This is a genomic window from Motilibacter rhizosphaerae, from assembly GCF_004216915.1.
Lineage (GTDB): Bacteria > Actinomycetota > Actinomycetes > Motilibacterales > Motilibacteraceae > Motilibacter > Motilibacter rhizosphaerae.
The window spans coordinates 13,043-28,160 of record NZ_SGXD01000005.1 but is presented as its reverse complement, the minus strand read 5'-3'; the positions used below and the strand labels follow the sequence as shown (position 1 = coordinate 28,160).

Below are 15,118 nucleotides of genomic sequence, written 5' to 3'. Positions count from 1 at the left end.
TGGACGACGCGGCGCTGGCCGCCCGCGTGCGCGCGCTGCCCGCGCGCCGATGAGCATCGGCACCGGGCGCCGTCTGCACGTCCATGAGCCGGATCACCGTCCAGACGGTCGCCACTCTCGACGGCGTCATCGAGACGCCACCCGAGGCGATGTTCCCCTACATGACCGACGAGGGGCGGCAGGCCACCCTGGACCTCGCGCTCGCCTCCGACGCCCTCCTGCTGGGCCGGGTGACCTGGCAGCACCTCGCCGTGGCGTGGCGCGACCAGTCCGGCCCGATGGCCGACCGGCTCAACTCCATGCCGAAGTACGTCGTCACCTCGACGCTCACGTCCTTCGACGACTGGGCCTCCTCGACCGGCGTCGGCTACGACGAGATCGCCGGCCTGCGCGAGCAGCACGACCTGCTCTCGTACGGGTGCGGCGGGCTCGCCCGCGACCTCGTGCGCGACGGGCTCGTCGACGAGGTGCTGCTCAACGTGACGCCGGTGGTCGTGGGGCAGGGCCGCCGCATCTTTGACGGATCGTCGGGGCTGCTGGCCTTCGAGCTCGTCGAGAGCCGGGCGTACTCGACGGGCGCCCTGCGCCTGCTCCTGCGACCGGCAGAGGCGTCGTGAGCGGCTACCGGTAGGGGCGGAAGAACTCCCGCAGCTCCTGGGCGTAGGCCTCGGGCTCCTCGAAGGGCGCGAAGTGCCCGCCAGCAGGGGGTTCTGTGACGCGGACCAGGTTGGTGGTGCGCTCGAGCCACGCGCGCGGCGGGCGGGAGAGGTCGGCGGGGAACAGCGCGAACCCTGACGGCACCTCCACCCGTCGCGCGTGCTGCGCGACCGGGATCGCGGCGTTGGCGGCGTACATCCGCATCGAGGGGCCGATCGTCCTGGTGTGCCAGTAGGTCGAGACGTTGGTGAGGATCTCGTCCTTGGTGAAGCGGGACTCGACGTCGCCGCTGCAGTCGCTCCAGGCGCGCAGCTTCTCGACGATCCACGCCGCGAGCCCGACGGGCGAGTCGGTCAGCCCGGCCGCCGCGGTGTTGGGGCGGGTGCGGTGCATAGCGGCGTACGCGCCCTCGCTCGCGCCCCAGGCCGTGACCAGCTGGACCCACTGCCGCTCCTCCTCGGAGAGGTCAGGGAACGCCGCGGCGACAGGCAGTCCTGCGTCGGTGCGGTGCACCGCCACGACGCGGTCCGGGTGGTCGAGGGCCAGGAAGCGGCAGACCCCGCTGCCGATGTCCCCACCCGCGGCGCCGAACCGCTCGTAGCCGAGCGCCGGCATCAGCTGCGCCCAGAGGCCGGCGACCGTGATCGAGTCAAGCGGCGTACGCGGTGCGTCGGACCACCCGTAGCCCGGCATGTCCGGCACCACGACGTCGAAGGCGTCGGCCGGGTCCGCCGGATCGGTGAGGAGGTCGAGCACCTTCTCGAAGCGCCAGGAGGAGTCCGGCCAGCCGTGGCAGAGCACGAGCGGCAGGGCGGGGGCACCCGACGCCGCACGGACGTGGACGGCGTGCACGCGCAGGTTCCCGAGGTGCACGAGGACCCGTGGGTGAGCGGCGAGCGCGGCCTCCTGCGCACGCCAGTCGAACTCCTCGCTCCAGTGGTCCACGAGCTCCCGCAGGTACGCCGGGTCCGCGCCCAGGCTCCACGCGGGGTCGGCCGGGAGGTCGGGCCAGCGCGTGGCGCGCAGGCGAGATCGCAGGCCCTCCAAGGCTTCCTCGTCCACGTGGACGGTGAACGGTTCGACCAGCGGCGACGTGCCCACAGCCCTCACCCCTCCGCGACGAGCCGCCCGATCATCTCGCGGCGACTGCTCACCCCGAGCTTGGCGAAGACCGCCTTCAGGTGGTCCTGGACCGTGTGCGGTGAGAGGTGCAGGGCGCTGGCGATGTCCTTGGTGGACGCCCCTTGGAGCACCAGCTGCGTGACGTCCTGCTCCCGTCCGGTGAGTCCGCGGGCGGCCAGGGTGAGCTGGCCGACTGCTGCTGCGGCCGCGGCCTCGACCGTGACGACGACCGAGCGCACGCCACCGGCGCCCTCGAGCGGAAGTGCCTGCAGCGCCGTCCATGCGCCCTGCCCGGAGGGCACGATCGTGCGCACCGGGGCGCCGGTGCGCCGAGCGGTGGCGACGACGGCGAGGATGCTCGCGGGGAGGGCGCCGTGCTCCCAGCCCCCGAGGTCGCTGATGCGGTCCTCCACCGCGGCGGTCGCGTCCGTCACGCGGTCCTCGGCGTCGACCACGAGCACCGCCGGGACTCCAGCGGCAGCAGCCCGCGGCCCGGCGAACAGGATGCGCTGCAGCGCTTCGGCGACCGGCTCCGCCAGAGCCGCGAGCAGCTCGCCCTCCGCAGCGGTGAAGGCAGGCTCTCCGGCGCGGCGGTAGACGGCCACCGCGCCCCACACCGCACCGCGCGAGCGGCACGCGAGGCGGATCTCGTCGACGAACCCGAACTGGGGCGTCATGTAGTCGCGCAGCCGCAAGCACGTCTCCGGCTGCCCGCCGGTGTCGAGCGACAGCACCCCGACCGGTACGGGCCGCTCGGCGATCTCGGCGAAGAGGTTGATGTCCGGGGCGCCGTACTCCGCGGCCGCGAACTCCTGGTCCCCGAGCGGGAGGTCGTGCGACTTCACCGCTCCCGTGATGAGCCCCGTCGCCGGGTCCGTCGTCGCGAGGCAGGCGAAGGCGAAGGGCACCGCTGGGGACAGCGCGACGAAGACCGCCCGCGCCAGGTCCTGGACGGTCCCGGCGGAGGCGCCGGTCCGGGCCACCCGCTCGGCGAGGGCCTGGGGCGCGGGCATCGGCGTCGGCATGGGGCCATCGTGCCCCACGGCCGCGGGGAGGAGGGGCGCTAGCGCGAAGACCCCAGGAAGCTGGGATGGGACCGGGGTGCTGGGCGGACGACTCTCGTCGACATGACGACTCCGCCGCTGGACTTCCTCACCGCCCCGCACGCCCACACCTCCGCCTGCTGGTGGAGCCCCGCCGAGGCGCGGTGGGTCTGCACCCCCTCGCCACCGGAGCCTCCGCTGGTCGACGTGCGCGACATGCTCGTCGTGCACACCGCCCTGCTGCGCGAGTTCCGGCTCGCGCCCGCGGCCGTCTCGCGCACGCCGGACGGCGACCGCCGGCAGGCCCGCGCCGTCGCCGGGCACCTGCGCTTCGTCGGCGACATGCTGCACCACCACCACGAGGGCGAGGACGAGCTGCTCTGGCCGCTGCTCGTCGAGCGGGCACCGGACCGCGCCCGTCTGCTCGCCGACGGCGAGGCCCAGCACGCCGCGCTCGACCTCGCGCTCACCGACGTCGCCCGGCTGCGCGACGCGTGGGCGGCCGCGCCGGACGCCGGGCGGCGCGACGCGCTGGCCGCCCGGCTCGAGACCCTCTCGGGGCTGCTGCGCGACCACCTCGACCTCGAGGAGCGCGACGTCCTGCCCGTCGCCGCGGCCGTCCTGCGACCCGAGGAGTGGGCGGCCATCGGCGCCCGCGGCGCGGCGTCCATGTCGAAGCCGGACCTCGCCCTCGCCTTCGGCATGTTCGCGTACGAGGGCGACCCGGCGGTCCTCGCCGAGATGCTGCACGAGGCACCGGCACCGGTGCGGCTCCTCATGCCCCGGCTCGCCCCACGGGTCTACGCGCGGCGGGCCCGCCAGGTGCACGGCACCCCCACGCCCTGAGACCCGCCCTCGCCTGCGTCGCGACCGGGGCCAAGGTCGCGCCAAGCACGCGCCAAGCCCCCCCGACCAGGCTCCGACCGCTCCTCCCCCCTCGCCCCTCCCCGTCCTCTGGAGACCTCTGTGCCCTCGATCCGTACGCGCGCCACAGCCCGTGGTGTGCAGTCCCCGCTCCCCCCACCGGGCCGCTTCCGCGGCGCCGTCGCCGTCGGCCTGGTCGCGACCGCGCTGCTCGCCGCCGGCACCACTCCCGCCCTGGCCTCCGGCCCCGCCGCTCGCGTGACGGCGACGGCGGGCGTCGCCGCCCCCAGCTGGGCGTACCGCACGGTCAGCGGCTACCTCCCGAGCGAGGAGGCGCCCCTCGAGGCCACCGCGACCAGCGACGACGGCAGCGTCGTGCTCTACCAGGCGCGCGTCGACGGCGGCTCCGACGCGAGCCTGCTCCTCCGCGACACCCGCGCCGGCACCACGACCCTCGTCGACCACGCGCACGGTCTGGCGACCACGGCCGACCAGGAAGCGGAGACGTTCGCGCTCTCCGGTGACGGCAGCACCGTCGCCTTCACCAGCCGCGCGGGTGACCTGCTCGGCACCGACGTGCCGAACGGCGCCGACGTCTACGTCACCGACGCGCACGGCGGCGCGGTGCGCGCGGTCGCCCACCCGGGCGTACCGGACCGCGACGTGCGCGAGGTGTCCCTGTCGGCGGACGGCTCGCGCCTCGCCATGGTCGTGGGGCACGCCGAGGGCGTCTCCGTCCTCGTCGTCGCCGTCGCCACGGGCGCGACGCTGTACCGCTACGACGGGGACTACGCGACGCGCAGCGTGCGGCTGAGCGGTGACGGCCGGACCGTGGTCTACGGCGCCACCGCAGACGGGACCAGTGCGCTCCAGGTCGTCGACGTCGCCTCGGGCACCGTGGTCGCGTCCCTGCCGGAGTGGTCGGGGGACGGCCCGCAGGTCGACCGGACCGGCACCCGCGTCGTCTACCGCGCCGGTGAGGGCCCGGTCCCGCCCGGCGGCTGGTTCGGCCCGGCGCGCTTCCTCGTCTGGGACCGCACCCACCCGGCTGACGCGGGGACCGAGGTCCTCGCCCCGGTGGGCCTGCGTCCGACCGGTCCGGTGGTGAGCGCCGACGGCAGCCGGCTGCTGCTGACCGCGGCACCGTCGGACGGTGGCAGCATCCCCAGCGCGGCGTACGCGGTCGACCTGCCCGGTGGCGCCACGCAGCTCGTCGCGGGCGGCGACCCGGACGGCGGCGCGACGGGCACCGGGGCGTACGCCGGGTCCCTGTCCGCCGACGGCAGCGCGGTGACGCTCTGGCTCGACGGCAGCATCGTCTCCGCGACCCGCAGCAGCACCAGTGCGGGTGCGCCCACCTGGCCCGGCGGCGCCTCGCTCAGCGCGACCCCGCGCAGCTCGACCGCGGTGCAGCTCGACTGGCCCGCCGCGGCGGGCGACCTCAAGGGCTACGAGGTCAGTGTGGACGGCACGGTCGTCGCGACGGTCGCCCCCGACAAGCGCTCCACCACGGTGACAGCTCCGGACGCGACAGCACCGCACACGTACGCCGTCACCGCGGTCAGCACGAGCGGCGCACGCGGCACCGCGCTGTCCGCCGACGCCCGGGCCCTCGCCCCGCTCGCCGTCACGCGCGGTGCCGCCGGCACGCTGCACCTGGCGTTCCCGCTGCCCGCCGGCACGACGGGGATCACGGGCCTCCGGGTGCTGCGCGCGCCCGGCGGCCAGCAGGCCGACCACCCGGCCGTCGACCCGGCGTCGTACGCGAAGGTCGCCGACCTCCCCGCCACCGCCACCTCCTACGACGACACGGGGCTCGCCGCCCTCACCTACTACGGCTACCGCGTCGACGCCCTCCACGCGGACGGCAGCACCAGCCCGCTGAGCGAGAGCACGGTCGAGCGCACCGACCTGCCTGACGCGGTGCCGGTCCTGGTCAGCGGTGTCGGCTCGACCTCGGCCACCGTCACCTGGCCGCCGGCTCCCGCCGGCACGCCGCTCACCGCGTGGCGCGTCGAGCGGCAGGACTCGGGCGGAGCCTGGGCGACCGTCGCCTCGCTCTCCGACGCGAGCCGCACGTCGTACGCCGACACCGCCCTCACGCCCGGCACCGCCTACGCCTGGCGAGTGTCCGCCGTGCTCGGAGCCGGATGGCCCGTGCGCAGCTGGGCGACCGCGACCGCCGCCACCACCCGCGGCAGGGCGTCGAGGGCATCACGCTCGACGCGCCGCGGGTCATGGGCGGGCGCGCCCTGCAGCTCGGCGGGGACCTCGTCGTCCGCGCCGCCGACGAGCCCGGGATGACCGGCGAGGTCCGGATCTGGGACGACCGCGCCGGCACCGGGAGCCCGCAGGTCGTGCTCCCGGTCAGCGAGACCGCTCCCGGCACGTACGCGACGGCGGCCTACCGGCTCGACGGCACCGCGCTCCACGCCGCGGGCAAGGTCGAGGTCGTGCTCACCAAGGGCGGGCGCACCGACACCGCGCAGCTGCTCGACGGCGGGCCCGTCGGCGGCCGGGCGCAGGTGAGCATCGCGGCGTCCACCGCCGACCTGCCCGGCCTCACCCTGCACCTGCGGGGGGCGGGCACCGACGAGACGCGCAGCGTGACCGCCGGCGCCGCGGTGGCCGTCGACCTGGCGCCCGACACGTACGACGTCACGCTCGAGACGGCCGACCACGACGTGGTCGCCCGCCGTGACGACCTCGTCGTCGGCCGCGGCAGCGTCGTCCCGCTCGCGCTCACCCCGCAGCGGCACGCCGAGCTCGACGTGACGCTGGCCGGGCCGGCGGGCGCCGACCCCACTGCCGGGACGCTGACGGTCGCCGACACGACCGGCACGGTCCTCGCGACCGCGCACCTGACGGCCTTCACGCCCGCGGTCGACCTGCAGGGCCTGCCGACCGGGACGGCGCTCGTCCTCACCGAGCGGCACGACGACCAGACGGCGCGGGTCACCCAGGCCACCGCCGCGCTGACGACCGCGAGCGGACCCGCTGCCGTGACGCTGCAGCAGAGGCTGATGCCGGCCGCCGACGCCGCCGTCACCGTCACCACGGCCGGCGCGGCCACCGCGGGCGGCACCGTCGTCGTCACCCAGCACCTCGACGGGCGCACCTTCACGCAGTCCGCGCGCACCGGCACGGACGGCAAGGCGCTCGTCCACGCCCTCGCCGGAGCTGCCGGCGTGCACGCGGAGTCGCCGTTCTCCGTGCCCTCCACGGTGAGCGCCGTGCTCGCCGCGGGTGCGCCGACACCGGTGTCCCTCGACCTGCTGCGTGCGCCGACCTACCGGATCCGGCCGCACGTCATGACCCGCTCGGTCGGGGCCGCGGAGGTCGAGCAGCCGGTCGACCCGGCCACGGCGCTGCACTTCGCCGAGACGCTCACAGCCGGCAGCACGGCGCTGGCCGTCGGTCCCGCCGTCGCGTACGACGGCAAGGCGGGCGACACCGTCACCCTCTGCGCCGACGGGCGGGAGGACGGGCTCAGCAAGGGCTGCGCCAGCATCGTGCTCGGCAGCGACCCCGACGTCGACGTCACGCTCCACCTCGCGCAGGCGGGCTCCGTCACCGCGCACCTCGCCGGCCCGGCGGGCACCGCGGAGACCTCGTGGAGCGCGGACGTGGTGCACGCCGGCGACGGCGGCCAGGTCTGGTCCGGTCACTTCCGCGGTGGCGGTGCTGACGCCGTCATCGGGGTCCCCGCGACGGGTGACTACGAGGTCCACTGGCGTGACGCCGACGGTGCGGTAGCCGTCTCGAAGGTGACGGTCCCCTCGTCGACCGCAGTCGCCCTGGGCACCGTCACCCTGTCCACGAGCGCGGCTCCCCCGGCCGGGCTCACGGTGCAGGCGCTGCCCGCGCCGGTGCTGCCGGGTGGTCTGCTCACCTACCGGCTCGACCTCCCTGCGTCGCCCGCGGCGCGTACGGCGCTGCGGCTCACGCTGCCCGCCGGGGCGAGCGCCGCGGCCGGCACGGCGACGGTCGACGGGCGTACGGCGTCCTCCACGGTCGCGGCCGGGGTCGTCACCGTGCCGCTCGCCGACGCCGCCGCCCACGTCGTCCGCGTGCTGCTCACGGTCGGCGACGCCACCCCGGGCGGCCCGCTCGCGGCCCCGGTCACCGTCGCCCTGGCGAACGGGTCCGTCCAGGACCTCGGGGTCGCCGAGGCGCAGGTCGAGCGGCTGACGCTCGACGCGCCGACGACGGCCGGCAGCTCCTCGTTCCCGGTCTCCGGGCTGGCCGTGCCCGGGGCTGCCGTGAGCGTCCTCGACGGTGCGGGTCGCGTGGTCGGCTCCGGGACTGCCGGTGCCGGCGGCCACTGGAGCGCGCGGGTCCAGCTCGTGAAGCCTCTGGGGGGCCAGCGCTATCCGCTGCACGCGGTCGCCGGGACGAGCTCCAGCGCGGTCGCGGAGGTGGCGTACGACGACGACGCCGTCGACCCCATCTCCGTCACCGTCGACAACTCGACCTCGGACAACCAGCGGTCGTTCACCTTCGACCCGAGCAAGGGCGTCCCGTCCTCGACGATGGTCTACGTCCCGAGCGCGCCGGTCACGATCACCGCGACCTTCGCGGACACCAGCAGGGTCAGCGACTTCCGCGCCTACGTCGGTGAGCTCGAGGCCAAGGGCTCGTGCAGCGGCACGACCTGCACCGCGGTGGTCACCCCGTCCGGCCCCGAGGACATGGGCGACATCTCCATCGGCTACGACACTGCTGCACTGCCGGTGCCGGTGGGCGACACGACGCCTGCGCCGGTCGACTCGCTCGTCGGGAGCATCCCGTCGCCGGCCAACGCTGTGAGCGACGTCGACGTGCAGGTCGCGGACGACGGCTCCAGCTGGAAGGGCACGGAGAAGGTCTCGGGGGTGCCGGTCGAGGTGACGGGCACGTTCGGTACGCCCACGACCCTGCCGGCCCAGACCGCCGACGAGCAGCAGGTGCAGAGCGCATCCGGCCTGCAGCTGCGGAACTTCTCGTCCACGGTCGAGGAGACGAAGGACGCCTTCGTCATCACGACGTCCTACGCGCTGCCCAGCGAGTACCTCGAGGGCACGCGACCCGGTCTCCGCGCGGCGGCCGACGCCCCCGGCAAGTTCGACAAGGTCACGGACATCCTCAAGGTCTACAAGGGCTACAAGAACGCCAAGACGCTCTACGACCTGCTGACCAACGGGGGCAACACCCCGCAGCTCGACGGCCTCGACGACTGGATCGACCTCAACGTCACCGCCTGCAACCCGGAGATCGGGGCGGAGCTGCACCACGACGTCGACGACGCGCGCAGTGTGCTGTTCGTGAACAAGGCCGCCACCAACGCCGGCGACTGGATCAGCCTGCTCGCCAGCAGCTGGCAGACGGCGGTCGGGCTGGACAGGACGAAGCTGGGGAAGGCGACGTCGTTCCTCATCGACCAGTCGATCGGGTACGGCATCAAGAAGCTCGACCAGATCGCGGTGGACCGGGCCGTGGAGGACGTGAAGCGGGTCAAGGAGGGCGGTCTCAAGGAGTGCGACCCGCGCATCAAGTTCAGGCCCAAGGGGTTCCGCTACCCCGCGCCGAAGAAGGTCGCCACGCCGACGTGGATCTTCGACCCGAGCGGCACGGCGTACGAGTCGGTGGCCGCGGCCCCGCTCTCCGGCGTCACTGCGACCCTGCTCACCGGCCCGAGCGCGACCGGCCCGTGGACCACGTGGGACGGCGCGGCGTACGGCCAGACCAACCCGCAGACCACGACCGCGACCGGCAGCTACGGCTGGGACGTGCCGAGGGGCTGGTGGAAGATCCGCTGGACCAAGCCCGGGTACGACACGGCTGAGTCGGCGGCGATGCAGGTCCTGCCCGAGCACTTCGGGGTCGACGTCGACCTGCACCGCACGGGTGCGCCCACGCTGGTGTCCACGTCGGCCGGTGTGGGCTCGAACGGCGCCGTCACCGTCGACCTCGGGTTCGACCGGTGGATGCGGACGGCCTCCGTCTCCGCTGCGGTGAGCGTGAAGGACGCGGCGGGCAAGCCGGTCCCCGGCACGGTCGTCGCGGTGGACGGCACGACCTCGCCGAGTGGGCTGGCGCTGGGCCGGGCGTACCGGTTCACCTCGAGCGTGCCGGTGAAGGCCGGCACCGTGCTCACGGTCACCGTCGGGACCACTGCTGTCGACTCGGCAGGCGCGCCGCTGGCGGGCGCGGCCACCGCGAAGGCGACGGTGCCGGGCAGCGGGACCACCCCGGCCCAGCAGCTGCTCACCGGGTTCGACGCGCTCGTCGTGGCGCAGAAGGTCAGCCCCGCCGTCGCCGCCCCGCTGCGGGTGACGCTGGAGCAGGCCGCGGTGCAGGCGGCGGCCGGGCAGCGGGCCCCGGCCCGGGCGACCCTCGCGGTCTACCGCACCGAGGTCGCCCTGGCGAAGGCGCTCCGCCAGGTCGACGAGGTGCAGCGCAAGGCGCTCAGCGGCTACTCCGACACCGCGCAGAAGGTGCTGGGCCTCTAGCCCTCCACCTGCTCGTGATCATGCACGACCTGGGTCTCCAGGTCGTGCATGATCACGTCCAGGGGCTAGTGCAATCAGCACGGGCTTTCGATCGGAAGCCGGTGATGTACGTTCCTCGCATGGACAGTCCCTCACGGCACGCCGTGATCCTCGACCGCCTCCACGCCAGCGGGCGCGTGGACGTCGGCGAGCTGGCCGTCGAGCTCGACACCTCCGAGGTGACGGTGCGGCGCGACCTCGACCTGCTCGCGGGAGCGGGCGTCCTCCGGCGCGTACGCGGTGGCGCGGTCAGCCTGCTGCTCCGCGGCCAGGAGCTGCCCTTCGCGCTGCGCGAGACCAGTGCCTCCGGGGAGAAGGAGCGGATGGCCGCCGCCGTCGCGGGGCTCCTCCGCGACGGCGAGGCGGTCGTCGTCGACAGCGGGACGACCGGGCTCGCCGTCGCCCGCGCGCTCGTGGGCCGCTCGCTGACGGTCACCCCGCTCTCCGTCCACGCGGCCGCCGCGCTCGTGGCCAGCTCGACCGTGCAGGTGCTGCTGCCGGGCGGTACGGCGCGGCCGGGCGAGGGCGCGCTCGTCGGGCCAATGGCGGAGTCGGCGCTGCGCGGACTGCGCTACGACACGACGGTCCTCACCTGCTGCGGCGTCTCGGCCGAGGCCGGGGTGATGGCCTACGACGTGCAGGACGCCGCGGTGAAGCGCACCGCCGCGCAGGTGGCGGCGCGCACGGTCCTCGTCGCGGAGGGCGCCAAGCTCGCGCGTACCGCCCTCGCCGTGGTCTGCCCCGTCGCCGAGCTCGACGTGCTCGTGACGGACACCAGCGCACCCCCGGACGCGCTGGACCGGATCCGCGAGGCGGGCGTCGAGGTGGTGCAGGCATGACCGCCGGCCAGACCGTGGCGAGCCCGAGGGCGGCTGACAGGGCCTCCCTCGCCCGCTGGCGTTGGGCGGTGACGGCGGCGTTCGCCCTGGGGGGCATCACCGTCTCGACGTGGGGACCGCGCCTGCCCGACCTGCGCGCCGACCTCCACGTCCGCGACGCCGCGATCGGCCTCATCCTCTCCGCCTTCACCGTCGGCTCGATCACCGGGCTCAGTGCGGCCTCGACCCTGCTCGCCCGGCTCGGCGGCCGCGGCGCGCTGCGCAGCCTGCTCCTCCTCGTCGCGCTCGGCCTCGCGGTCATCGGCGCAGGGGCAGGCATCGCGCACGAGATCATCCTCGTGGTGCTGGGGTTCGCCGCCGTCGGCTTCGGCATCGGCGCCCTGGACGTCTCCATCAACGTCGAGGGTGCGGAGGTGGAGCGCGCGTACGGCACGACGCTGATGCCGCTCATGCACGCCGCCTGGTCCGCCGGTGCGGTGGTCGGCGCAGCGACCGGAGCGGCGTGCGCCGCGCTAGGAGTGTCGCTGCAGGCGCAGTTCCTCGCCGAGGCGGTGCTCCTCGCCCTGGCCGCCGGCATCGCCACCCGGGCCGTCCCGGACGCGGTTCCTGCTGAGGCGACGGGAGAACGACTCCCGCTCGCACAGCGCCTGCGCACCTGGGCGAGCGGCTGGACGGACCTGCGGCTCCTCCTCATCGGCCTCGTCATGCTCGGCGTGGAGCTCGGCGAGGGCTCGGCCAACAACTGGCTGACGCTGGCCGTGCGCGACGAGCACCACCAGCGAGAGGCTGTGGCTGCGCTGTTCTTCGTCGCCTTCGCCGCCGGCGAGACCATCGCGCGCGTCGTCGGCGGTCCGCTCGTCGACCGCGTCGGGAGGGTCCGCGCCGTACGCGCCACCACCGCTGCCGGCGTCGTCGGGATGCTGCTGTTCATCCTCGCGGCCCCGGCCTGGCTCGTCCTGATCGGCACGGTCCTCTGGGCGGTCGGCGTCTCGATGGGCTTCCCGCTCGGCATGTCGGCTGCTGCGGAGAGCGGGCCGAACCCCGCCGCCCGGGTCAGCGTCGTCGCCTCCATCGGCTACGTCGCCAACCTCGCCGGTCCGCCGGTCGTCGGCGCCCTGTCCCAGGCGTTCGGCCTGCTGGACGCGCTGTGGCTCGTGCTCGTGCTGATGGCGGTGGCGTTCGTCGTCAGCGGCGCGCTGCACCGGGACGAGCCGGCGCGCACCCCCTGAACCGCCGCAGCCGTCGGCGGGACGGTCAGGACAGGGCGAGCAGCACGCGGCCGTGCGCCCTGCCGCCCTCGACCAGCTCGTGGGCCCTCGCGATCTGCTCGAGCGGCAGGACCTCCGCGAGCGGGATGCTGAGCGCCCCCTCCGCCGCTGCGCTCGTCAGGTCGGAGACAGCCTGCCGGCGCGCCTCTTCGGGGAAGTCGTCGCTGCCCAGCAGCCGGATCAGGAGGTTGTCGAACAGCATCGGCCAGAACGGGAAGGTGGGAGTCCCGTCGGGACTCGCGTACGCCGCGACCACCCCGCCGTTGCGCAGGACCTGCGCGTCGAGCTCGACGTTGGCGGAGAAGGCCACTTCGACGACACGGTCCACGCCGTCCGGCGCCACGGCGCGGATCGCGGCGGCCGGGTCGGCGTCGAGGGCCACGACCGTGTCGACGGCACCGGGCTCGACGCGGGGGACGTCCGCGGAACGCACGACGGTGCCGATGACGGTCGCTCCCGCCCGGCGTGCCAGCGCTGCGGCCAACGACCCGACGCTGCCGAGCACGCCCTGCACGACGACGACCTGCCCCGCCACGGGACCATCGGCGAAGACCGCGCGGTGCGCGGTGATCCCGGGGATGCCGAGGCACGCGCCGATCTCGTCGGTGACACCGTCGGGGAGGGCCACGGCGCGGTCGGCGGGGACGACGGTGCTCTCGGCTGCCGTGCCGAACGCGCGGTACGACTGGGCCCCGAAGACCCAGACGCGCTCACCGACCCTGCTCCTGTCGACGCCCTCCCCCACCGCGACGACCGTGCCGGCGCCGTCGCTGTGCGGCACCACCCGCGGGTACGCCATGGTGCTGCCGAGCCACGCCTGCCGCTTCTTCACGTCCCCGGGGCTGATCCCCGAACGGGTCAGGGCGACGCGCACCTCGCCGGGCCCCACCGGTGCCTCGGGCAGGTCCCCGACCTGCAGGACCTCCGCGGGCTCTCCCTGGCGGTCGTACCACGCTGCGCGCACGGGCTGCACTCCTCGGGCCGGCTGGGCGCGACGGGTCCGTCGCTCACCAGCACCCTAGGCGCGCCACCACCCGGCTGGCGCGTCCGTCGGGCGGCCCGCCGCCCGCGCCAGCGCCGCCCACCCCTGCGGCAACGGGCAGGGCGCGGGAGGCTGGTCCTCCGGCGGCAGCTGGGGCAGGCGGGGCAGGTGCTGGTGTTCGGCCATGACCCCACTCTCGACCGCGAGCCCGAGGGTCCACCTGAGCACGCGTGCTCATCTCCAGGCTGCTCGACCGGCCCGGTGTCGGGAAGAACCCGGTTGCCGGTACCCGCCCCCGCACCGCACCCTGTCCGCATGACCGCGCACCCGCTGCACCCGCTGCCCGTCGACGCGCCCGCGTCGACGCAGCAGACGGGCACCCGCCGGAGGTGCGACCCGCGACGACCGTGAGCGCCGGCAGCAGCGCCATGGCGGGCCTGCTCGCGGGCTACGCCGTGGCCGTGCCGCTGGGAGCGGTCGGCGCGTACGTCGTGGCGCTCTCGGCGCGCACCTCGTGGCGGGCCGGCCTGGCCGCCGGGCTCGGCGTCGCGACCGCCGACACCGCGTACGCCGCGGTCGCCGTCCTGGGCGGCGCTCCCCTGGCCCGCTCGCTCGCCGTCGTGGCCCGCCCGCTCGCCTGGGCCTCGGTGGCGGTGCTCGTCCTGCTCGCCCTCGGCGTCCTGCGGTCCGCGCTCCGCACGCCCCGCGCGGACCGGGGTGTGCGCCCGGTCGGGCGCCCGGCGCGCGCGTACGCGGTGCTCCTCGCCACCACGCTCGCCAACCCGGCGACGGTCATGTCGTTCGCGGCGGTGGCGCTGGGCATGCAGTCGCGGGCGGAGGCGGGGGTGGCGGACGGTGCCGCGTTCGTCGTCGCCGCAGGCGTGGCCTCCGCGAGCTGGCAGGCGCTCCTCGCGGGTGCCGGTGCGGCGCTGGCAGCGGTCGTCACAGGAGTCCGCGTGCGCGTGGCGACCGCGGTGGTGTCGGCCGCGGCGATGCTCGCGCTCGCTGCGCGGATCGCCGTGGGGTAGCCGCCGCGCCTAGTCGTCGGGTTCCCACTCGATCAGCTGCTGGAGGACGCGCCCGTCGCCCTCGAGCCGGAGCGCGTCCGCCGATATGCGGCCGTAGCAGAGCATCACCAGCTCGTGCGCCGTCCCTTCGACGGAGGCGTCGGCCGGCGGGGCCCCTGGGGCCAGCCGGCTGGTCCGCGCGCCGTCGGCGGAGAAGGCGGTCCGCCAGGAACGGCCCTCGACGGCGTGGTAGTCGAGCACCGCGGCGTCGTGCGGCCAGGGCGTGGTCGTCGCGACGCACGTGCTGAGGAACTCGTCGACGCCGTCCAGTGCGACCTCCTCCGGCAGCGTTCGCGGCATCCCCACCGCGACCTGGGCGTCGTAGGTGTGCACGGCGACCTGCTGGAGCTGGTGCCGGGCGACGGCGCCAGCGGTCGGCGGCGACTGCGAGGTCCCCCACCAGGTCCAGCACCCGCGGTCTGGTCCGGCGTCGCGCAGCGCGTCCAGCAGGTCCTCGGTCGACGTGGTGAACCAGGACAGGAGGGCCTCGCGCCCCTGCGGCACCACGGGGTCGGGCAGCGCGGGAGGAGCGACGGCGGGGCCGGCGGCGACGGTCGCGGCCCACCTGCGGCGCCCCTCGCAGAGGTGCTGCACCAGGTCCGCGAGCGACCATCCGGGGCACGTCGGCACGGGCACGCCGAGGTCGGGCGCCGCGCCGACGGCCTCGCGGAAGGCGGCGGAACGCTCGTCCATCAGCTGCAGGAGGTCGACGAACGGCAGGGTCTCGTCCACTCCGGCTTCCTACC

At 75.3% G+C, this 15,118-nt stretch carries 10 protein-coding genes; 6 read left to right on the top strand and 4 right to left on the bottom strand.

Annotated features, from left to right (window positions below; all coding sequences use genetic code 11):
• Positions 1-83: 83 nt before the first annotated feature.
• The gene (locus tag EV189_RS16865) at positions 84-617 is read left to right on the top strand and encodes a dihydrofolate reductase family protein (protein WP_130494177.1); all 534 of its coding nucleotides are present in this window, start codon (positions 84-86) and stop codon (positions 615-617) included.
• A 4-nt stretch (positions 618-621) separates the two neighbouring features.
• On the opposite strand, the gene EV189_RS16860 is transcribed toward EV189_RS16865, so the two are convergent.
• Positions 622-1,758, bottom strand: coding sequence for an epoxide hydrolase family protein (locus EV189_RS16860; protein WP_196788590.1), 1,137 nt, complete (start codon positions 1,756-1,758; stop codon positions 622-624).
• Positions 1,759-1,763: 5 nt separating this feature from the next.
• A complete protein-coding gene (locus EV189_RS16855) occupies positions 1,764-2,804 on the bottom strand; it encodes a helix-turn-helix transcriptional regulator (RefSeq protein WP_130494176.1) in 1,041 nt (346 codons plus the stop codon).
• A 102-nt stretch (positions 2,805-2,906) separates the two neighbouring features.
• On the opposite strand from EV189_RS16855, the gene EV189_RS16850 reads away from it, so the two are divergent.
• From EV189_RS16850 to EV189_RS16835, 4 genes are all read left to right on the top strand, one after another.
• Positions 2,907-3,668: a hemerythrin domain-containing protein gene (locus tag EV189_RS16850; protein WP_130494175.1), complete on the top strand. Its 762-nt coding sequence runs from the start codon at positions 2,907-2,909 to the stop codon at positions 3,666-3,668.
• A 156-nt stretch (positions 3,669-3,824) separates the two neighbouring features.
• On the top strand, positions 3,825-5,990 hold the full coding sequence (locus EV189_RS16845) for a fibronectin type III domain-containing protein (RefSeq protein ID WP_130494174.1): 2,166 nt from the start codon (positions 3,825-3,827) through the stop codon (positions 5,988-5,990).
• A gap of 4,306 nt (positions 5,991-10,296) precedes the next feature.
• The gene (locus EV189_RS16840) at positions 10,297-11,055 is read left to right on the top strand and encodes a DeoR/GlpR family DNA-binding transcription regulator (protein WP_130494173.1); all 759 of its coding nucleotides are present in this window, start codon (positions 10,297-10,299) and stop codon (positions 11,053-11,055) included.
• Complete coding sequence (locus EV189_RS16835) at positions 11,052-12,284, top strand: MFS transporter (RefSeq protein WP_130494172.1); 1,233 nt, start codon at positions 11,052-11,054, stop codon at positions 12,282-12,284. The genes EV189_RS16840 and EV189_RS16835 overlap by 4 nt, the downstream gene beginning before the upstream one ends.
• A gap of 25 nt (positions 12,285-12,309) precedes the next feature.
• On the opposite strand, the gene EV189_RS16830 is transcribed toward EV189_RS16835, so the two are convergent.
• The gene (locus tag EV189_RS16830) at positions 12,310-13,287 is read right to left on the bottom strand and encodes an NADPH:quinone reductase (protein WP_130494171.1); all 978 of its coding nucleotides are present in this window, start codon (positions 13,285-13,287) and stop codon (positions 12,310-12,312) included.
• 425 nt (positions 13,288-13,712) lie between these two features.
• Here EV189_RS16830 and EV189_RS16825 point away from each other — a divergent pair, with 425 nt between their 5' ends.
• Complete coding sequence (locus tag EV189_RS16825; RefSeq protein WP_231116506.1) at positions 13,713-14,333, top strand: LysE family transporter; 621 nt, start codon at positions 13,713-13,715, stop codon at positions 14,331-14,333.
• A gap of 9 nt (positions 14,334-14,342) precedes the next feature.
• On the opposite strand, the gene EV189_RS16820 is transcribed toward EV189_RS16825, so the two are convergent.
• Complete coding sequence (locus EV189_RS16820; protein ID WP_130494170.1) at positions 14,343-15,104, bottom strand: maleylpyruvate isomerase family mycothiol-dependent enzyme; 762 nt, start codon at positions 15,102-15,104, stop codon at positions 14,343-14,345.
• Positions 15,105-15,118: the final 14 nt, after the last annotated feature.